The organism is Citrobacter freundii complex sp. CFNIH9 (assembly GCF_002903305.1).
GTDB lineage: Bacteria > Pseudomonadota > Gammaproteobacteria > Enterobacterales > Enterobacteriaceae > Citrobacter > Citrobacter portucalensis.
In genome coordinates this window covers 3,678,592-3,697,148 of sequence record NZ_CP026238.1, presented here as the reverse complement: position 1 = coordinate 3,697,148, position 18,557 = coordinate 3,678,592, and the positions used below count along the sequence as shown (strand labels likewise).

Annotated in this window: 19 protein-coding genes and 1 pseudogene; all 20 read left to right on the top strand. The window is 54.2% G+C overall.

From position 1 onward, the window contains the following. The first annotated feature begins 36 nt into the window (after nucleotides 1–36). Nucleotides 37–240 (top strand): helix-turn-helix transcriptional regulator, encoded by a 204-nt coding sequence (locus C2U43_RS18915; RefSeq protein ID WP_033486974.1) that lies wholly within the window; start codon nucleotides 37–39, stop codon nucleotides 238–240. Beyond that, nucleotides 240–683 carry a hypothetical protein gene (locus C2U43_RS18910; RefSeq protein WP_182315686.1) on the top strand — a complete coding sequence of 148 codons (444 nt, stop codon included), beginning with the start codon at nucleotides 240–242 and terminating at the stop codon, nucleotides 681–683. The genes C2U43_RS18915 and C2U43_RS18910 overlap by 1 nt, the downstream gene beginning before the upstream one ends. 8 nt (nucleotides 684–691) lie before the next feature. Next, nucleotides 692–1,309 carry a BRO-N domain-containing protein gene (locus C2U43_RS18905; protein WP_233899548.1) on the top strand — a complete coding sequence of 206 codons (618 nt, stop codon included), beginning with the start codon at nucleotides 692–694 and terminating at the stop codon, nucleotides 1,307–1,309. Between the two features lie 31 nt (nucleotides 1,310–1,340). Beyond that, a pseudogene (locus tag C2U43_RS30240) lies at nucleotides 1,341–2,063 on the top strand (ash family protein); the annotation flags it as partial. After that, complete coding sequence (locus tag C2U43_RS18890; protein ID WP_080090335.1) at nucleotides 2,060–2,323, top strand: nicotinic acetylcholine receptor subunit beta; 264 nt, start codon at nucleotides 2,060–2,062, stop codon at nucleotides 2,321–2,323. The pseudogene C2U43_RS30240 and the gene C2U43_RS18890, both read left to right, overlap by 4 nt. Next, nucleotides 2,320–2,541 (top strand): hypothetical protein, encoded by a 222-nt coding sequence (locus C2U43_RS18885; protein ID WP_103285632.1) that lies wholly within the window; start codon nucleotides 2,320–2,322, stop codon nucleotides 2,539–2,541. Before C2U43_RS18890 ends, C2U43_RS18885 begins: the two co-directional genes overlap by 4 nt. An 89-nt stretch (nucleotides 2,542–2,630) precedes the next feature. Beyond that, complete coding sequence (locus C2U43_RS18880) at nucleotides 2,631–3,152, top strand: hypothetical protein (RefSeq protein WP_080090352.1); 522 nt, start codon at nucleotides 2,631–2,633, stop codon at nucleotides 3,150–3,152. 10 nt (nucleotides 3,153–3,162) lie between these two features. Next, entirely contained in the window at nucleotides 3,163–3,555 is a 393-nt protein-coding gene (locus C2U43_RS18875; RefSeq protein WP_080090337.1) for a hypothetical protein, read from the top strand. Further along, on the top strand, nucleotides 3,542–6,301 hold the full coding sequence (locus tag C2U43_RS18870) for a TOPRIM and DUF927 domain-containing protein (RefSeq protein ID WP_103285631.1): 2,760 nt from the start codon (nucleotides 3,542–3,544) through the stop codon (nucleotides 6,299–6,301). The genes C2U43_RS18875 and C2U43_RS18870 overlap by 14 nt, the downstream gene beginning before the upstream one ends. A 179-nt stretch (nucleotides 6,302–6,480) precedes the next feature. Beyond that, nucleotides 6,481–6,921, top strand: coding sequence for a single-stranded DNA-binding protein (locus tag C2U43_RS18865; protein ID WP_233899547.1), 441 nt, complete (start codon nucleotides 6,481–6,483; stop codon nucleotides 6,919–6,921). A gap of 30 nt (nucleotides 6,922–6,951) precedes the next feature. Continuing rightward, nucleotides 6,952–7,428, top strand: coding sequence for a ProQ/FINO family protein (locus C2U43_RS18860; protein ID WP_158654551.1), 477 nt, complete (start codon nucleotides 6,952–6,954; stop codon nucleotides 7,426–7,428). Then, the gene (locus C2U43_RS18855; protein WP_103285629.1) at nucleotides 7,412–8,401 is read left to right on the top strand and encodes a helix-turn-helix domain-containing protein; all 990 of its coding nucleotides are present in this window, start codon (nucleotides 7,412–7,414) and stop codon (nucleotides 8,399–8,401) included. The genes C2U43_RS18860 and C2U43_RS18855 overlap by 17 nt, the downstream gene beginning before the upstream one ends. A 261-nt stretch (nucleotides 8,402–8,662) precedes the next feature. Beyond that, nucleotides 8,663–8,824 carry a hypothetical protein gene (locus C2U43_RS29605; protein ID WP_176203954.1) on the top strand — a complete coding sequence of 54 codons (162 nt, stop codon included), beginning with the start codon at nucleotides 8,663–8,665 and terminating at the stop codon, nucleotides 8,822–8,824. Nucleotides 8,825–8,840: 16 nt separating this feature from the next. Next, on the top strand, nucleotides 8,841–9,302 hold the full coding sequence (locus tag C2U43_RS18850) for a DUF2824 family protein (RefSeq protein ID WP_080090343.1): 462 nt from the start codon (nucleotides 8,841–8,843) through the stop codon (nucleotides 9,300–9,302). Further along, complete coding sequence (locus C2U43_RS18845; RefSeq protein ID WP_080090344.1) at nucleotides 9,296–9,952, top strand: DNA transfer protein; 657 nt, start codon at nucleotides 9,296–9,298, stop codon at nucleotides 9,950–9,952. Before C2U43_RS18850 ends, C2U43_RS18845 begins: the two co-directional genes overlap by 7 nt. After that, nucleotides 9,952–11,256 (top strand): phage DNA ejection protein, encoded by a 1,305-nt coding sequence (locus C2U43_RS18840; RefSeq protein ID WP_080090345.1) that lies wholly within the window; start codon nucleotides 9,952–9,954, stop codon nucleotides 11,254–11,256. The genes C2U43_RS18845 and C2U43_RS18840 overlap by 1 nt, the downstream gene beginning before the upstream one ends. After that, complete coding sequence (locus C2U43_RS18835; RefSeq protein WP_182315874.1) at nucleotides 11,253–13,973, top strand: lytic transglycosylase domain-containing protein; 2,721 nt, start codon at nucleotides 11,253–11,255, stop codon at nucleotides 13,971–13,973. The genes C2U43_RS18840 and C2U43_RS18835 overlap by 4 nt, the downstream gene beginning before the upstream one ends. A 47-nt stretch (nucleotides 13,974–14,020) precedes the next feature. Next, nucleotides 14,021–14,839 (top strand): hypothetical protein, encoded by an 819-nt coding sequence (locus tag C2U43_RS18830; protein ID WP_233899545.1) that lies wholly within the window; start codon nucleotides 14,021–14,023, stop codon nucleotides 14,837–14,839. A 1,228-nt stretch (nucleotides 14,840–16,067) separates the two neighbouring features. Beyond that, nucleotides 16,068–16,259 carry a hypothetical protein gene (locus C2U43_RS29830; RefSeq protein WP_088183683.1) on the top strand — a complete coding sequence of 64 codons (192 nt, stop codon included), beginning with the start codon at nucleotides 16,068–16,070 and terminating at the stop codon, nucleotides 16,257–16,259. Between the two features lie 714 nt (nucleotides 16,260–16,973). Then, on the top strand, nucleotides 16,974–18,515 hold the full coding sequence (locus tag C2U43_RS18815) for a peptide MFS transporter (protein WP_003835166.1): 1,542 nt from the start codon (nucleotides 16,974–16,976) through the stop codon (nucleotides 18,513–18,515). Nucleotides 18,516–18,557: the final 42 nt, after the last annotated feature.

The window sequence follows — 18,557 nt, the reverse complement described above, 5'->3', positions numbered from 1 at the left end:
CGGCGCAACAACCTTCACAAAGGAGTTACGGGAAGCATGAACGTAGACACTATCCCTCACACAGGTTACATCCGCCGCTTTCGCCTGGCTGAATTGCTGGGCGTTAGCGTATCAACCATTGACCGTAAAGTACGTAACGGCTCATTGCCTCGCCCAGTAAAGTTGGGTGAAAAGATTACCGCATTTGACGCTGTGGAAATTAATAACTGGCTGGCAGAACGCCGCGGGAAGGTGGCCTGATGGAAATAAAAAACGCCCGTGCCACCGAGCGTCATATCGAACTGGAACAAACACAAGCGCGATCAGTTATTCCTGATAGTCATGATACTCACCAGACCGCCGCAAAGCCAGCGCCCAAGAAGCATAAAGCGCGCGTTCTTATCCTGCGTTCTGGCACAACCGGCATCACTGAGAACGAGATCCTGCGTTACTGCCGCCTATCCTCTGGCCGGAACTACCTCACTGAGCTGGAGCGCTGCCTCGATATCCAGTTTGAACGTATCGACGAGCCTAACCCTGATGGCATCGGTAGCCATTACCGTTACCGCTTCATTAAGCGCTCAGACGTGCAGAAGGTGATCGCCCTCGTTAATACCATCGCAGTATCTAAAGGCCACCAGCCCCTCAACCAGATGGACGTTGAAGGCATTTTGAAACTGTACCCGGACAACGCCACCGAATAAGGAAAATCATGATGAAAAATAATATGACCTTAGCCGGTCAGGGCCTCGCTCACCCTGCAGCCAGCCAGAAGGTAATTTACCAAGCCAGCGAAAGCGATATTTCCGTCATCAAATTTGAAGGCGCGAAGGTGCGGATCGTGAAGGTGGCAGGTGAACCATGGTTTGTTGCTTCCGATGTATGCCGCGCGCTTGAAATCAGTAACACCACCGAAGCGGTGTCCGCTCTGGATAGCGATGAAGTAATGACCCTCACTTTAACCGAGGGTCATTCTGGTAAACGTGGTGGTGCGCGCAGCTGGAACATGGTTGCAGAGTCCGGTTTCTACAAACTGATCGCCCGCAGCCGCAAGGCCACCGCGCCGGGCACGCTCGCTCACCGGTTCACTAATTGGGTATTCCGCCAGGTGATCCCATCCATCCGTAAAACGGGCTCCTACGGTGTGCCGTTCGCGTTCCTGAACGATTTCACCCGCCGCAAAACCCAACACATCCGCAAGGCCAGTAAGCGCGGCCACGCCCTGCAGGCATGCCGTAAAGAAAAGGAGCAGCTGAGCCGTGAAGAAGCCCAGCTCTGGCGCGAGCACCAGCCGCAATTGCCGGAGGTAGAGGGCAACGTAAATGACTAATGACATGAATCAAATTTTGCACCCTCTGCACAAAAAGGGCTTGCCGTTTGTCCCTGACCAGGTTTATGGTTATAGAGCACCAGCAAAATCTGGTGCCGGGATTGGCGTCCCGGTAAATCGAATGGCGACATGTGACGCGCCTAGCGTCTTTTTTTATGTCGTTGGTCTGACTCACCCTTTTTTTGGGCGTTGGTGTATAATCCAGCGCCTTTCAAGAGCAATGGTGGCTCAGGCAGGGGCTTCTTCGGAAGCGCCGGTATCCATTCGAGCCGGTTACGCCAACCCTGCCTGGGCTACCACCAGTGAAATTGGCGTTTCCGGTGGTAGCGTTACCCGCTATCGAATGGAGGCTGCCAAATGTTGGCTACTACCCCTACCCAAAATCCGCAATTTATCTGGATTATCGCTGCTGTTCGCCGCGATTGTCCGACAATCAAACCTGTTCTCCACCATGTTGCTGCTGAGACTGAGCGTGATGCTCGTCGCTCTCTGGTGCGTGATCACGTCTGTTTCTTTGCTGGCCGCATCTCCGTGCAAGGGGTGCGCCATGATTAAGATTTACGATCTGCCCATTGACCCTAAAGAGCGTTCGGCCAACCTCATTTCACTGGCATTGCTGATGGATGAAGTGCTGAAAGGCAACGCTGACAACCGGGATGAATACCTGTCTGCCCTCATTTCTCTCTTCGAAGTGTACGCCCGCGACTTACATAGCCTGCTGGAAGGTCACGCCCTGCCGGAGGTGTCGCAATGATTTACGACATTGACTACCAACACCCAGCGGCATGCGAAGCAGAGGCCATGCTGAGCCGCCCACAGGCTTACCCGGAAGGTTTCACTGTTGCCGATCGCACAGCGGAACGTATGGCTCGCGCGCGCAATGGTCTGGCCCACGTCATGAGCAACTTACTGCCCGCTGTTGAAGGTGAGCAGAAAGAAGAGATTTATCACTGGCTGAGCGCCGTCTTAACGATTGTCGATGTCACCAAAACTGATGCGGAGAGCGGCGTATGAGCAAGCTTCAACTGATCGATGCCACCTGCCAGGTAGAGCAGGCGCAGGCCGTTTTATCTATGTGGCTGGAAAGTACCACAAAGAACTCTCATCCCGATTTGCCTCGTCTTATCGGTTCCGTTCTCACGCTGTTGCATGGCGTGCCGCAGGAAATGGAAGAGGCAGAGAGCCAGCTGGCTGATTGCGTGATGCGTGAACACCAGGAGGGCAAGGCATGAGCAACGTTCTGTCATTTCCTGAAAAGTCGGGGAATCCCGGCTTTACCAGCATAGAGGCAACGCCGGATGGTATCCGGCTTGATAACCGGCTGGTGGGCTACACAACTGCGATACGCCAGCTTGATACCGGTCGCTTTGATGCCTCGCTGAGCGATGGCCTGCGCGTATCAGCAGAGATTCAGCTTGGTCATAACCGTGGCTGGTTCAGACCTACAGATGAACAAATGGCGCTTACCTGGCGCTGGATTGTGTCCTGCCTGTTTATCTGTGAGCAACGGCAGGAAAACGGCACCGTGGATGTGATGAACGAGGAGGGCGGAGTTGACCGGGCGGTGATCTATGCCGGAGAGCATGGCGGCTTAAGCGTTTACCCGGCAACGGAACGTTTCTCACTGGCGAACCACATCGAGGGGCTGGCAATTGAAAAATATGGCGTGGAAACAGGACTGCCGCTGGCCGTGAGGATGTATCAGGGCATGGCCGAGGTGGATCCCCACAGCGGGGCGCTGCGACTGTCACAAATGGGGCGTGAAGGGCTGGCAATGCTTCACGATGGGTTTATCGAAACACTGATGGAAGAAGGCATTCCACCAGCTCCAACGGCGCACTGAGGTACCGAAAATGAAAGAGCAAAACGAAGCGCTATCAAGCCACGCAGATTATGCGATCAGCTCACAGCTGGCAGAACGCATCGCAAGGCTTTGCGGTGCTGTGTGGGTCCACAATATGGCTTTATCTGGTACCGAGTCGATGACAATCACTACGCCAGAGGGGCGCACAGTGGATACGCCGCTTAAACCATCAGATGTCGGCGATCTGATTGATGCCTATCTGTTGCCGGTTATGAAATTGGTACACAAAGAGTCGTGGAAGCTGACAACTCTGGCCGAACTCGAACTATGGCAGAACGAGGACTGGACGCTCTCTGATTACGGCATTGCCAAATGGAACATGCTGGTGAATTACATCGCTACGCATATCGACAACGTGGGGTATGGCGATGCGAAACATTGATGTGATCCGCCAGGTATCAGAGGCAGCCCGTGATCGCTGGCCGGACGTACTTTCGCTGATGGGGATTGATGTCCCCGCTTCACCACGCGCGCAGGTAGCCTGTCCGGCATGTGGCGGCAAGGATCGCTTTCGCTTCGATGACGACGGGCGCGGGGCGCACTTCTGTAACGCCTGTGGTGCCGGTGACGGACTGGAGCTGGTGAAGAAGGTCAACAGCTGTGATGCCACCCGGGCCGCGCAGCTGGTGGCCGACGCGCTGGGGATGAATGTACACACCCTGCATACAATCCCTGGTAAGGATAATGTCCAGCGTCAGCAGGAACAGGTTGAACGCCGGGCGGAGCTGGCCCAACAGCAGGCGCAGGAACAGACGGCGCGAGCTGCCCGCTTTACCTCGAAACTGGAAGCGCTGGCGATTAAGGCGCTGCCTGGTGAGCCTGCCTACCTGGCAGGTAAAGGGTTGCCCGGTTTTACGTATCCGATCCTGCCCGATGGCACCCTGCTATTGGTGCTGGTGAATGAGTATGGAGAGGATGCGGCCGCACAGACTATTACGGCAAAAGGAGAAAAACGCCTGCTGACCGGTTCAGCGAAGAAAGGCTCTTATCACGTCATTAACCCTGCTCATTCGCCGGAGATGGTGATTATTGGTGAAGGGTTGGCAACGGTCCTTTCAGTTCACATGATGCGCCCTAATGCGCTGGCAGTAGTTGCCATTGATGCGGGAAACCTGCGGCCCGTAGCGCAGGTGATGCGCCGGAAGTACCCGCAGGCGCAGATCGTCATTGCTGGCGACAACGATCACCCTGGAGGCGTCTCCGAAACCGGAGCCACCAACATCGGCAGGGAGTCCGCAGAGAAAGCCGCCATTGCCGTTAATGGAAGCGTGGCGCAGCCGCCTGGCGACCACAAAGCCGACTGGAACGACTACCACCAGCAGCACGGGCTGGAGAACGCCACCGCCGCTTTTAACGATTCGTTGTACCTGCCGCAAGGAGAAGAAGTGACTGCGTCAGCAGAAGTAATCGAGATCGGCTCTCAGTCCAGCCAGAAACGTAACGCACAGAAGCCCTATGTAGACAGCCGTCGCAATGGCCTTTACTGGGTTGAACCTAAAGAAAAGAGCGGGGAGATCACCGAAGTAGAGAGCCTGCTTTGTTCCGCGCTGGAAGTGGTTGGTGTGGGCATTGATGACAACAGAACGCGGTATCTGGTACTGCGCTGGCGAGCGTTGGGCGCAAAGGAAGAAACGACGCATGCGATCCCCCTGGCCGACATTGGCGAAAGGGAGGGATGGCGCACACTCAAAGCCGGGGGGCTGTATGTCACCACCAAAAGCGGCCTGCGTGCGACCCTGGCGGACTGGCTACAGAGTCAGGCCCACAAAGGTGAGGTCTGGCGCATAGCTCAGGCTACAGGCTGGCAATGCGGCGCATACCTGATGCCTGACGGTGACATTATCGGCACCCCTGAAATACCGGTGCTGTTCAATGGCCGCAGCTCTGCCGCATCAGGCTACACCACCAGCGGCACAGCTGAGGACTGGCGTGACAGTGTGGCGCATCTGGCAAATGGCAATTACTCCATGATGACGGGTGTTGCGGCGGCGCTGGCGGCCCCGCTGATTGGACTGGCTAGCGCTGACGGGTTCGGGATCCATTTCTACGAACAGTCGAGCGCCGGCAAAACCACCACGGCCAATGTCGCGGCCAGTCTGTACGGCAATCCTGATGTGCTGCGTCTGACATGGTACGGCACAGCGCTTGGGCTGGCGAACGAAGCGGCCGCACACAATGACGCACTGATGCCCCTGGATGAAATCGGCCAGGGCGCGGATCCGGTAGAGGTCTATAAATCGGCTTATGCGCTGTTCAACGGCACCGGGAAACTGCAGGGAGCCAAAGAGGGCGGTAACCGCGAGCTTAAACGCTGGCGTACTGTTGCCATCAGCACCGGAGAGGTGGATCTGGAAACTTTCATTGCCGGTGCCGGGCGTAAGGCAAAGGCCGGGCAGCTGGTGCGCCTGCTCAATATTCCGCTGAGTAAGGCTGTTCGCTTCCACGGACACGAAAGCGGTAAGCACCATGCCGATGCGCTGAAAGATGCGTATCAGAGCCACCATGGCGCTGCTGGCCGCGCATGGGTTCAGTGGCTGGCTGACCATCAGCAGGAAGCTGTTAAAGCGGTGCGTGAAGCTGAGGCGCGCTGGCGTGGAATTATTCCGGCCGACTACGGGGAGCAGGTACATCGAGTGGGTGCGCGTTTCGCCATTCTGGAGGCTGCGCTCATGGCCGGACGGGTGATCACCGGGTGGGATGAGCAAACCTGTCGTGATGCGATTCAGTACAGCTTCAACGCGTGGATCCGGGAGTTCGGTACCGGCAACAAAGAGCATCAGCAAATCATCGAGCAGACCGAAGCATTCCTCAACGCTCACGGTCTCAGCCGGTTTGCGCCGTTCCCGTATGACCCGGGCAGCCTGCCAATTGCCAACCTGGCAGGATATCGCCAGAAGGGAGGGCATGAAGCTGACCCGGTGGTGTTCTACACCTTCCCCGCAGCTTTCGAAAAAGAGATAGCGCAGGGATTCAACGCGAAGATGTTTGCTGAGGTACTGAAAAACGCCGGGATGCTGACCCCGCCTAATACCGGGCGAGGGTATCAGCGCAAGTCACCGCGCATTGATGGAAGGCAAATCAATGTTTACGTGATCCAGTATCAACCGGAGGGGAGCCAGCCAGAGTAAGTAACTCTCTCATGTGCGTAATTTAGGTGTTGGTTCAGTTGGTTCAGTTGGTTCAGTGTTTTTATGTTGCTGTTATTTAAGGGTTCGCGCTCAAAAATTGAACCAACACTGAACCAACAAATGGCCTTTTTGAACCAACACAAACCCCGGATTTCAGCATCAAAGACAGGTAAAAGACGATGACAGCACAAATTTCAGCATACGGGCGGCTGGTGGCGGATGTGCAGAGCCGCACGACCAGCAACGATAAACCGATGGCATTCACCCGCATGGCGGTGACGCTGCCATGCCAGAAAGCAGAGAACGGAGAGGCCACCTTCTGGCTGGCGATTACTGCTTTCGGCAAACAGGCCGAAGCGCTGACGAAGCATCAGAAGGGCGATATGGTGAGCGTGGCGGGCAATATGCAGGTGAACCAGTGGACGGGTAACGACGGTGGCACACAGACCGGGTATCAGGTGATTGCCGACAGCGTGATCAGCGCCAGAACGGCGCGCCCGGGCGGGAAGAAAACCCAGCGAGGACAGGCAGCCGGTGCCCCTCCGTTTATGGGGGCTGGTGGTCCCGCCTCACTTGGCGCACAGGGTTATGGAGACTACGACCAGACTCCGCCTTACTGACGATCACCAGCCTTTCTAAGGATGCCAAAAATGACAGAACATAAACGCCCCATATTAAGCCTGAAACGCGCCACAACAGGCGCAGCGGAAAAGCCATCCGCTAGCACGGCAACAGCAGAGAAAACGGCTCACGCAGGCGCTGGCGCAGCCACAGGCACAAAGAGCAGTCGGCACAACCGCAAAAAGCTTGAGCTGCTAATTACCCACTGGCCTGCTGCTTTCAGCCTGGACGCACCGCGCCCACTGGCAATTGGCACCGCCGAACTGATAGCAGCCGATATATGCGCCCGGGGCATTACCGGAGCGGGCAAGATCCGGGCCGCTGTTGCGATGTACACCCGACGCGCAATCTACCTGAAAGCACTTATCGCAGGCGGAGCGCGTTATAACCTCGCGGGCGAACCAGTTGGAGAGGTGACGCCGGAGCAGCAGCAGATGGCGAGAGAAAACCTCTCTGCCATGAACAGCAAGATTACAACAAGGGGTGGATATGCGCCTGACGCCTGAACAGAAAGCGGAGATCATCCGCCTGAAACGTCGAGGACTTGGATATGGCCGCATTGCCGGGGAACTGGGCATCAAAACCACTACGGTGCGCGCCGTCTGTAAGCGCACCGGCCTGTTTGATGACAACCCGGCTCACGCTGCGCTGTTTACCATCCCGGAGCCAGTACACAGCTGCGAACTGGCGACAGTGAAGCCGCTACCGCCTCAAAAAGTGGTGACCGGGCATAAACAGACCGACGCTTATCTCTGGGTACTGGAGGTGATTCAGCTGAACGAACCGGCGCACCTGGCAGCCGCAGAGGAAGCCCTGCAGAAGCTGACCATCAAGCCGAAAGACGCAGAGAAGCGTTACCGTGACTGGCTGGTGCTCAACGGTACTGATCTACTCAACGTAGCGTTTGGCACGATGTTTATGGACGACCCTCAACACTTCATCCGCCGGGCAAAGGAGGGCATTGCCAGTGCCCGCCAGGTGAGGGCGCATTATGGCAGCTATGATGCCGCGATGGAGCCGGTGGCCGCCGAGCTGCTGATTGACCAGTCGGCGCTGCTGGTGGGAGATGACTTTGGTATGACGGAAGAGGAATCAGCCGAAGGTGCTACCTATGGCATTGATCGTCATCTTGAAGTCGAAAGTGCCCGTATGGTAGCGCAGGATGGATTTAGCGACGTTCTGCCAAATCCGCATACCCTTTCTGACGTGGTGCGAGAGTTTGAATACTGGGACTGGCTCTATCGCATGCGTAACACTGCCAGCAAAGAGCTTGGTGATTACTATGGCGCAGACCAACGGCAGGAGGTTAGCGATCGGGAGGATTGGCTCGATGGCAGGTTGGCAACTATTCGCCCACGCCACCAGCGCGAGGCGGTGGACGTGTTGAAATGGCTGCTACAGAGCGAGCGGCACGACAGCAGGAACGAGCTGGATGAAATCCTTATTAACCTCGTCAGCGGGCAGGGGGCAGTTGAGTGAAGCGCTGGACCGGGAGGAAGAGTAATGCGACACCATAAAAGCTCGTTACGGAGTTTTTAGAGTCCATAAAAAAGAACTGCGCCCGGGGTTTTCGGAGTCCATAAAAAAGGGCTCGCCAGCCAGCAATAACACCTGATAGCAGGCCACCTGAAAGGGTGGCTTTTTTACGCCGATTTCATTTCGTATTTTGCAATATAAGTAATGATCATTGCGTTTTATGAAACTATAATAGCTGTATCGTTATACAGTGACGGAGGTCGTATGGCTGTTTCAGTTAAACCGGTCCTGCTCAGCGAGAAGCAGATGCAGGCCATCAAAAAGATTCAGGACGAACAGCGGAAAAACTCAGGGATTGGCGTTGCCCCATCTCTTCACGAAATCGCGCGAGGCCTAATGGAAAAGGCGCTGGCGGGTTGCATGTAGCAACGGACGGTAACGCATGGAACTGAAAATCATTGATGACCCACTGCGATTACAGGCCTTTCTTAACGATCCCCAGAATACAGGGAATATTGTTGATTCAGGCGATAGCTATCACATCAAAGCCGACGCCCTCTATCTCGGCATCTACGAAGGATTAATGCTGGTTGGTGTGCATGAGGTGCGCAATTTCTGGCACTGCATAGTGGAGGCGCACGCAATTTACGATCCCGGCTTCCGTGGTGAGTATGCGCTGAACGGTCACCGCTTATTCTGCAAATGGCTTCTCCAGAATTCTCCCTTCCTGAACAGCATCACCATGGTTCCAGACACAACGAAGTACGGCCGCGCGATTATACGTCTGCTTGGCGCTACGCGTGTTGGTCACCTGGATGATGCGTATATCTGCAATGAAAAACCAGTCGGCGTGACTCTGTACCAGCTTACGCGCCAGCAATATAAGGAATTCATCGAATGTTAATCTTCCAGATCGCAAACAAACATCTTTCCCGCGCGGTATATGCCAAAGGTGGTGGAGATGGAGGAGCCGCTAAGGCTCAGGCCAAGACCCAGCAACAGGCAATTGATTTGCAGCGTACGCAGTGGGATACGGTGATGAACAACCTCAAACCGTATGCTGAGGTTGGTCTTCCTGCATTACAGGGATTGCAGGGGTTAATGACCCTGGAAGGGCAGGACAAAGCGGCAAATGACTTCTTCGGCTCTGGTGTATACAAGCGAATGGCTGATCAGGCCCGAAATCAAATCCTGCGTTCGGCAGAAGCAACGGGCGGTTTAGGTTCCACTGCTACAGCAAACCAACTGAGCGCAATTGGCCCGCAGCTTTATAACGACTGGCTTAGTGGGCAGATGCAAAATTATGGAAATATGCTCAATATCGGGATGAACGCAACTTCGGGGCAGGCCACATCAGGGCAGAACTTTGCGAACAATACCGGGCAGCTTTTGCAGGGGCTTGGTTCCATTCGTGCAGGACAGGCACAACAGCCATCCGCTTTTGCAAGAGGCCTTGGAGGGGCTGCGTCAGGCGCGGCGATGGGTACCGCTATCATGCCTGGTTGGGGTACAGCAATTGGTGCCGGGGTTGGCCTGCTCGGGAGTCTCTTCTAATGGCTACATGGCAACCTGGCGGGCTACAGAGTTTAGCCCCTCAAAATACAAATGCCCCGAATTCCGGGGTTCCTCAACCTATGCAATATCAGCAGCAGCCGAATGTGGGGCTGATGGCGCTCCAAGGTATAGGTGGTGTTATTGATGCTAATAAACAATATAACTCCGCCCAGCAACTTAAAGATTACCAGGCACAGCTGGGTAGCGCGGTAGCCAATAATGATCGGGCTGGCGTCCAGCAGTTAATGGCCCAATACCCACAGTTTATGGCTGACTCACAAAAGCAGATGGGGTTTATCGATGCTGAGCAAAATCGGCAGACCGCTGACGCCGCAATGAACCTCCGACTTGCCTCGCAGACAGGGGATCCGATGGTCATGCAGAAAGCCATCATGCAGGCCAATCCTGTATTACAGCGCTTTGGTCTGCCCGCTGAAGAGGTTTATCAGTCATGGCAGCGGGACCCGCAGGGATTCAACAGAACCACGGACCTGATTCACCTTCATGCTGATCCGAATAGTTACTTTGCGGTACAGGATAAACAGCAGGGGCAGGGCATCGCGCAGCAGAACGCAAACACCTCAGCCTATAACGCTCGGGTTAATGCCAGCCAAGGGGATCGGCGTCTTGACCTCGATCAGTACAAGGCTCAGACCGATAACCAATTACGTACCCGAGAAATGGCTCTGCAAGCGAGGCTTGGGCGGGCTCGAAATGATATCGAGCGCGAAAAACTCACCGCTGAACTTGGCACAGTACAGCAGGCGAAAATGGAGAAGCAGAACGACAAAATTAATACCGTCGCCGGCAATATCGACTCCCTGAACTCTGCGCTTGGAGTAGGACATGAGCTGGCGGGTATTGTCGGCCAGCACCCTACCGCTGTGAGCCGAAATCAGGGCGGTACCGTCGGCTGGCTCCCTAACTGGGCAGATGACACTCGATCCCTTAATGCTAAAGCCGAAGAATACAACCTCAAAGTTATTCTGCCGAGCCTTAAAGGCACATTTGGCGGCAACCCAACTGAGGGGGAGAGGGCGGCGCTTATGCAGTCTCAAAACGGTATCAAGTCCGCCACCAGCAACGATGCGTTTTTACGTGAGTTGAACAAAGCCCAAAATACCATTGTTCGGATGCAAAAACGTCAAATTGCCGGGCTCGGCATTCCTGTAACCAAATCCCAGGATGAGGACACAGACACCAAAATGCTGCTGCAGGATCCATCCCTAGTTAAGGATTATGTGACCGCACATGGCTACCTGCCAGAAAGTTACTACCAGGCAAAACTTAAGGGAGGGCAATAATGGCGCAGATGACTGAAAGACAGGCAACCTATTCCCGGCACCTTGATGATAAATACGGCTTTCCACCCGGCACGATGGAAACGTTAGTGGGCAATGAATCCAGTGGCAACGGTGGCGCAGAATCACCGAAAGGTGCCAGAGGGTATGCCCAGTTGATGCCGTCAGCAATGACTGATGCGGGTTATCGCGGGACGGATCCGCGCTCACTGCCGTTTGAAAAGCAAATGGACATCGCAGCAAACCACCTCAACAAAGGGGTGGAGCGCTTTGGTGATATCGGTATGGCTCTGGCCGGGTACAATTCCGGCAACGCGCGTGTTAATGCGGTCAGGAACGGCAAAGCTACACTGCCAGCTGAAACAGCGGATTACGTCAGTAAATTTGCCGATGCTGGAATTATCCCTGGTGACAGCGAAATCCTGCAGTATGCCCAGGCTGGGCAGCGTCGCACCCCTCAGCAGCCTGACTACGCAGACCTCGATAAGGCAATCTCACAGGTAGGTGATACCTCTGCATGGGATGCAAAACGCCAGCAGTTTAAGAATCAGGAGGCAGGGCAGCCAACCGCCAGCTCGTGGGAACAGAAGCGAGCCCAGTTTCTTGCCAATGAGGGTGCCGGGGAACCGCAACAGCAGGTAGCCCAGTCAAACCTTAACCCGGAGATGGAGTATCTTTCTCCTGGCCTGAAAGCCGCGCCAGAACAGGCAGCAAGAGGGATTGCCAATATCCCGTTTGATGTAATGGACGCCGGGGTTGGTGTAGTCAACGCAGCTCAGTCAGCAGGGGCATGGGCAGGCCAGCAGCTTGGCATGGGGGATGGCACATATAACCCAATGTCACCTGTATCACGCCCAGTAGATCGCCCTACAGACCCGTACGCGCAGGCCGGTGAACAACTGGCCCCTTACCTCATTCCAGGGGTGGGCGCGGAAAGGACAGCCGCAGCCGCCGCTTCTGTTGCCAATGCTCCGCGCGCTGAGCGTGCGGCCACTCAGGTGGCTGGCATGCTGGCGGAAAACCTGCCGGGCACACTGGTGAGCGCCCAAAAGAACGGACAGATCAGCCCCGAGGACTTAGCAAAAGAGACTGGTATTGGTCTGGCTGGCTCGTTGGGAGCCCGTGCTTTGATAAAGGGCGGCCAGGCGGCCACCGGCGCAGTGCGTGATGTAATGCGCGGAAATGTGAACCCTGCAGGGTCTGCTGGCGGAGCAGTGAATGGTCTGGAAACCGCCAATGATGTATCAAAAGCGGCGCGTTCTGCTGCCGGTCGTGAAAATATCGCATCCCAGGCATCAAGCGTCAGTGATGATGTTGCGAGAGCTGCGGAAAGCACAGGGGTTGATATAGATACCCTGACACCGGGCATGCGTTCAGGTAGTCGCGGGATTGCTCAGTCTGAGGGCATTCTCGCCTCAACGCCCGGGAGCGTACAGGATGCTCACCTGGCGGCCTTCAATGAAATCTCCTCAAAGCTTAATAAGCAGCTGTCTGATTTCGGTGCTGAATCTGGTAGCGCATCAGAAAAAAGCGCAGCGATTAAAGATCGTATCAGCGCCACTCTCAGCGATATGAAAAACGCCGAGAATACGGCATGGGATGATTTGCGCAGCACGATGCCACGCGACAGAATGAAAATGAGCAACGGAATGGCGGTCGTTCAGTCAGAAAAAGCGGCTGATGTACCCCTGAGCCCTGAGATGAAACAGTTTCAGGCAGCCAACGGCCAGAGTGGCGGCATAACCTTTGACGGCATGAAGGCATGGCGCGCTAAGTTTGCAGATGCTGAGCAGGCAAACATCCGTGCCGGTAAGGCCAATGCCGCTCGAGTTGCCGGGGAGATGCGCAGGGCTATCACTGATGATATGCGCGTCATGGCCGAAAAAGGCAATTTCCTCCCTGAGTGGCAAAAAGCTAATGATCTCTCGAAGGGGTACATTACAGCCAAAAAAAATGCTGAGTCTGTTTTTGGCCGGGATCTGGCATTAGACACCCTGGTTAAAAAAGGCGTGGATACGCTTAAGGCATCTGCAGATAGTGGGCCCGGGGCGTTTCACCGTCTTATCGCCGCATTGCCGAAAGCAGAACGCCAGCCAGCAATAGCCTCCATTCTTCAACACGCTGCGGCGCAAGGAGAAAAGGGTGGTGTTGGTGAGAGTGCTGGCCTCCTGTCTTTTGCCAAAATCATGACTCCGCAGAATGTAAAAGCCATCAGCGGCCATGCGCCAGATCTGGGGAAAATCATGAAGGAGTTCGGTGTTCTCGCTAAAGCCGGCACCAGACCGCAGCGATACATAGAGCAGACAGGAAGAACGACCGAGGCCCTCAAAAATCTTGATACAGGGCTTCCGAAAATTGTCGGCGTGATTATGAATGGCATTCAGCAGTCTGGAGCAATCGCGGGCGGATTCGGCGGTGGCGTACTGGGCTCGCTTAGTGGCATGGTTGCTGGTGGTGCGCTGAGGAATACAGTAGCGAAGATTGGCGCAACGAGGAGTGGCCGGTATGCCATCGAGAAGGCGGTTCAGGAGGCCACAAAGGCAGTAAACGCGGGAGCCTCACCGGCAGCGATAGCCGCAGCTGAGAAACGATTTGCAGCCAATAAGATTGCCATGAAAGCGATCCGGGATGCTGTCGGGATTGAGGGATTTACGCAACTGACAAGGGCCGGGATTGTCGCTACGCTCAGCGGCATGAAAGATGTTGGTGAGGACGAGTAATCATCCTGGCTGGCTATCGGCATCATAAAGGCCAAGGAGGGCCTGTGATGCGCGATGGTGATATTGAACTAACTCTCATAATTAACTGCTACATCATAAATACGCTGCTTACATTTGCTTACAGTGATGATAAATTTACAACCACACAATTCTTGGGTGAGATCGTCATGCTTAAAAAGCTCATAGTGCTATTTGCTCTGTCATTATTGGCTGGGTGCGCACAGAAACCATTGGTAACTGTTAATGCTTTATCTTCCGGGCAATCGGTAGGTAAGAAGTTCGTGATCATCCCAGCAAGCCAAGAGCTCTGGAATACTAAACAGATTGAATACACTCAAATAGCAGCGGTGGTAGCGGCTACCTTATCGAGCCAGGGATATACTCAGGTAAAAGATGAGAAATTGGCTGATCAGGCAATTCTCTTAAACTTTATGAGAAGCGGTGCTGTATCCAATACTCGCAATGTCACTGTTCCGGTGTATGGGCAAACCGGTGTTAGCTCAGCTACAACATACGGAAGCGCCAATACAACATTTAACAGCTATGGCGGTGGATACGGCACTGCTAATACCACTGGCTCTGCCACTACGGTTTATACCCCCACCTATGGAATCACTGGCGCGTACAATACGACTGTGACAGACACGTTTTATGGTGCGGGAGTGATGCTTCAGTCATTTGATGTAAAGGCGTATCTCAACAACAAACAGGCAAACATGCTTTGGAAAGTTGGCAGTTCTGTTGTTTCGCAGCAGTCTGACGGGATCGCTGATTACAAAGGACTTGCGCGAATAGCTGCCAGCTACGCGGGGCAAAATACTGAAGGGGATAAACGGTTCAATGTTGACCCCAAAGCGCCCAACTAACTAACACGCCCGGTTCGCCGGGCTTTTTTTTACCCGGGACCTGAGAGCTACATCCCTACCACCCTAAGATTACCCTAACCCTACCAGTGAGCAGTGACGCTCCAAACGCACACTAATGTGATTGCCCGCTCAAACCTTGCCGAATGGGATTTCGCGACAAGTACGCGCCCGTGTGAAGGTTTATCTGGGGTCACTACACGAGCACAAGAGGTTTTGTGCCCATTACGCACACGCGAAGATTTATCGGTGATCACTACGCGAAGCGGGGTAGTTTCACGAGCAATACGCGCGCGAAGGTTTTAATTACCTCACTATGCGAGCTGGGAAGATTTTTGTGGGGTCACCACATGAGGCGCGAAGATTAAATGGGGGTCACTACGCGAGGAAGGCGACTTTATGCAACAGTACGCGCGCGCGAAGTCGACCGGCGGAAAAGTCCGCCGATTGAAGATTAACTGGACATCACTGAAGGCGCAGAATAGCGGAGAGGCCCATCGCATGGAGTTTCGTGACCAGTACGAGGCAGACCCCCAAAGGTTTTCTTACGGTCACCACGCGAGCGGAACGTGGGAAAGATTTATCTGACGTCACTATACAGCGAAGATTTTTCCGACATCACTACGCGAGCAGTATGCGAGTTTTCGGAGTCCATAAAGAAACCTTATAAAACCTAACATTCAAAATGGGCATTTTGCAGTCAGGGCTTAGTCAAACTTAGTGTTGCGAGCGGACCTATTAGTAATTGTTAGTGCGCTGCGCCTGTTATGGATTGTTATGGTTGCGGCGGGCCTGATAAATATCCAGTACGTCCACCAGCCATTGGAAGCCGCCTCAATGGTTCGCAGCTGCAGGTTCGCACTCAGGTTCGCAGGGTTTGGCCTGCTGTGGCGCTATCGTTTGTGAGCCATTGGCATTGGCTCGCAAATGGTGAAGGCGAGCTGGTATCCAAGCGCGAGGTATCCACTCCGGTATCCACCAGAACGGCAGCATTGAGATGAATACCCGACGTTGGTCGCCGGATCTGCAGTCAGGTTAAGAGGTTTCCAAGCGCGAGGTTTCCAGACAGGTTTCCAGCGAAAGGGTGGTTACCAAAAAAGTTACCACCGGAACAGGCATGTTAAGCGGTAACTTAAGGCATAGCACCTGGAGTTAACGCATAACGGCTCAGGCCAGTGAAGTATCACCCTGGCTGGCAATATAATGCCGATCACCACCATAGGGAGACCCCATGACACCACGCGAAATCGAGTTGCTGACCATTGCCAAGCTGGAGCATGACGGCCACCAGCTCAGCCCGGCAGAACTGCGGGAATTAAAGCGCCAACTGGCAGAGGGGCCTGTATTAGCCAGGCGGTACCGAGAAATGATGACCGGCCCTGCATATAGGTGGAGCAAACCAGCGCCACGGCGCGCGAGGTGATCAGCACTAAACCAGCATCAGACAAGCCCTGTGCTGGTGGGTTTCCCACTAAATAGAAGATTTTGAGCGGCGTGTTGGTTCACGGCCTCTTTTTGTTGGTTCAAAAATGGGGTGTGTTGGTTCACTTTTTTGAAATAACACGTTTAAAAACAAGCGTCCTTACAAATTGAACCAACTGAACCAACTGAACTAACGCTTTCTAAGTACACATGAAGTAAAAATGATTTATGAAAAGTGGCATCATATAGAAATCTCCCCGGCCTGATTGGGAGAGGCTGCGAGCGAGAAATGAGTAGCACTGTTGATTTGTGTGTACTCAAGAGTGTACACATATATATTTTCCTCTGGAATAAACCTATATATATCAATAGTGTTACCCATGTATTTGCTATTCACATTAAAAAAAGCAAGTAACTGTTGCTGATGCAGATAAAAACCCGCGCTTGTCGCGGGTTTTTTTTCGTCTGCCCATTGCTGATCTCCCCCTGTGTAAAGTCAATCACTATTCGTTTTTTGCCAAGTTTAAATCTAAGAAAGTAGACATTTGTCGAGTTTTCATCTTAAAGTCCGGGGGCTGGTACTAGACAAAACTAGCCTTAGGTTATCAAATGGTTAAATAACTTTTCGCCGCATGTAAAAAATCGGTCAGATACGTAACTGGCTGGCGTACATCGCGGTGTTTACACGCACGACGACATAACTTTCGGGAGAATTATGCAATCCTCTGTTAATCAAAAAGAAAGCCGAACTTTCTTCGGTCATCCTTACCCGCTCGGCTCGCTGTTCTTCACAGAGATGTGGGAGCGCTTCTCGTTTTACGGCATTCGCCCGTTACTGATCCTGTTTATGGCTGCTACCGTTTATGACGGCGGCATGGGGCTGGCGCGTGAAAATGCCTCGGCGATTGTGGGTATCTTTGCCGGTACGATGTATCTCGCCGCGCTGCCAGGTGGCTGGCTGGCGGATAACTGGCTCGGCCAACAGAAAGCGGTGTGGTACGGTTCCATTTTGATTGCGCTCGGTCACTTGTCGATCGCGCTCTCGGCCATTATGGGGAACAACCTGTTCTTTATCGGCCTGATGTTTATCGTGCTCGGTTCCGGTCTGTTTAAAACCTGTATCTCAGTGATGGTTGGCACGCTGTATAAAAAAGGCGATGCGCGTCGCGACGGCGGTTTCTCGCTGTTCTATATGGGCATCAATATGGGATCGTTTATCGCGCCGCTGATCTCCGGCTGGCTGATTAAATCCCACGGTTGGCACTGGGGCTTTGGCATCGGTGGTATCGGGATGCTGGTGGCGTTGATCATCTTCCGCGTGTTTGCCGTTCCATCGATGAAACGTTATGACAGCGAAGTGGGTCTGGACTCAACCTGGAACAGCCCGGTAGTGAAACGTAACGGTGTGGGCGCATGGCTGCTGGCGCTGGCCGTCGGCGTAGCTGTTATCGTTACGCTGATTGCGCAGGGCGTGATTGTGATAAATCCGGTCGCGGTTGCCAGTATGCTGGTGTATGTGATTGCCGCCTCCGTCGCGCTTTATTTTATCTACCTGTTTGTCTTTGCTGGTCTGAACCGCAAAGAGCGCGCCAGACTGCTGGTCTGCTTTATCCTGCTGGTTTCCGCCGCGTTCTTCTGGTCTGCATTTGAGCAGAAGCCAACCTCGTTCAACCTGTTCGCTAACGACTACACTAACCGTATGATCGGCGATTTTGAAATCCCGGCGGTCTGGTTCCAATCGATAAACGCACTGTTTATCATTCTGTTGGCACCGGTATTCAGCTGGGCGTGGCCGAAACTGGCGAGCATGAATATTCGCCCGAGCAGCATCACCAAGTTCGTTATCGGTATTCTCTGTGCCGCTGCAGGCTTTGGTCTGATGATGCTGGCAGCGCAAAACGTTCTCAGTAACGGTGGCGCAGGCGTCTCCCCATTCTGGCTGGTGGGCAGTATCCTGATGCTGACGCTTGGTGAGTTGTGCCTGAGCCCGATCGGTCTGGCGACCATGACGCTGCTGGCTCCGGAAAGAATGCGCGGGCAGATGATGGGCCTGTGGTTCTGCGCCAGTGCGCTGGGTAACCTGGCCGCAGGTCTGATTGGTGGTCATGTGAAGGCCGACCAACTGGATATGCTGCCGGATCTCTTCGCTCGCTGCTCGATTGCGTTGCTTATCTGCGCCGCGGTACTGATCGTCCTCATTGTGCCGATCCGTCGCATGCTGGAGAATACGCAAACTAAACCGGCTACTAGCGCCTGATAACACCTCGATTGTGCCGGGGCAGACGTGATGTCCCGGCCA

Bases quoted from the DNA above. Each gene is read 5' to 3' on its own strand.
- C2U43_RS18915 (WP_033486974.1), top strand. From the start codon at position 37: ATGAACGTAGACACTATCCCTCACACAGGTTACATCCGCCGCTTTCGC.
- C2U43_RS18910 (WP_182315686.1), top strand. From the start codon at position 240: ATGGAAATAAAAAACGCCCGTGCCACCGAGCGTCATATCGAACTGGAA.
- C2U43_RS18905 (WP_233899548.1), top strand. From the start codon at position 692: ATGATGAAAAATAATATGACCTTAGCCGGTCAGGGCCTCGCTCACCCT.
- C2U43_RS18890 (WP_080090335.1), top strand. From the start codon at position 2,060: ATGATTTACGACATTGACTACCAACACCCAGCGGCATGCGAAGCAGAG.
- C2U43_RS18885 (WP_103285632.1), top strand. From the start codon at position 2,320: ATGAGCAAGCTTCAACTGATCGATGCCACCTGCCAGGTAGAGCAGGCG.
- C2U43_RS18875 (WP_080090337.1), top strand. From the start codon at position 3,163: ATGAAAGAGCAAAACGAAGCGCTATCAAGCCACGCAGATTATGCGATC.
- C2U43_RS18870 (WP_103285631.1), top strand. From the start codon at position 3,542: ATGCGAAACATTGATGTGATCCGCCAGGTATCAGAGGCAGCCCGTGAT.
- C2U43_RS18865 (WP_233899547.1), top strand. From the start codon at position 6,481: ATGACAGCACAAATTTCAGCATACGGGCGGCTGGTGGCGGATGTGCAG.
- C2U43_RS18860 (WP_158654551.1), top strand. From the start codon at position 6,952: ATGACAGAACATAAACGCCCCATATTAAGCCTGAAACGCGCCACAACA.
- C2U43_RS18855 (WP_103285629.1), top strand. From the start codon at position 7,412: ATGCGCCTGACGCCTGAACAGAAAGCGGAGATCATCCGCCTGAAACGT.
- C2U43_RS29605 (WP_176203954.1), top strand. From the start codon at position 8,663: ATGGCTGTTTCAGTTAAACCGGTCCTGCTCAGCGAGAAGCAGATGCAG.
- C2U43_RS18850 (WP_080090343.1), top strand. From the start codon at position 8,841: ATGGAACTGAAAATCATTGATGACCCACTGCGATTACAGGCCTTTCTT.
- C2U43_RS18845 (WP_080090344.1), top strand. From the start codon at position 9,296: ATGTTAATCTTCCAGATCGCAAACAAACATCTTTCCCGCGCGGTATAT.
- C2U43_RS18840 (WP_080090345.1), top strand. From the start codon at position 9,952: ATGGCTACATGGCAACCTGGCGGGCTACAGAGTTTAGCCCCTCAAAAT.
- C2U43_RS18830 (WP_233899545.1), top strand. From the start codon at position 14,021: ATGCGCGATGGTGATATTGAACTAACTCTCATAATTAACTGCTACATC.
- C2U43_RS29830 (WP_088183683.1), top strand. From the start codon at position 16,068: ATGACACCACGCGAAATCGAGTTGCTGACCATTGCCAAGCTGGAGCAT.
- C2U43_RS18815 (WP_003835166.1), top strand. From the start codon at position 16,974: ATGCAATCCTCTGTTAATCAAAAAGAAAGCCGAACTTTCTTCGGTCAT.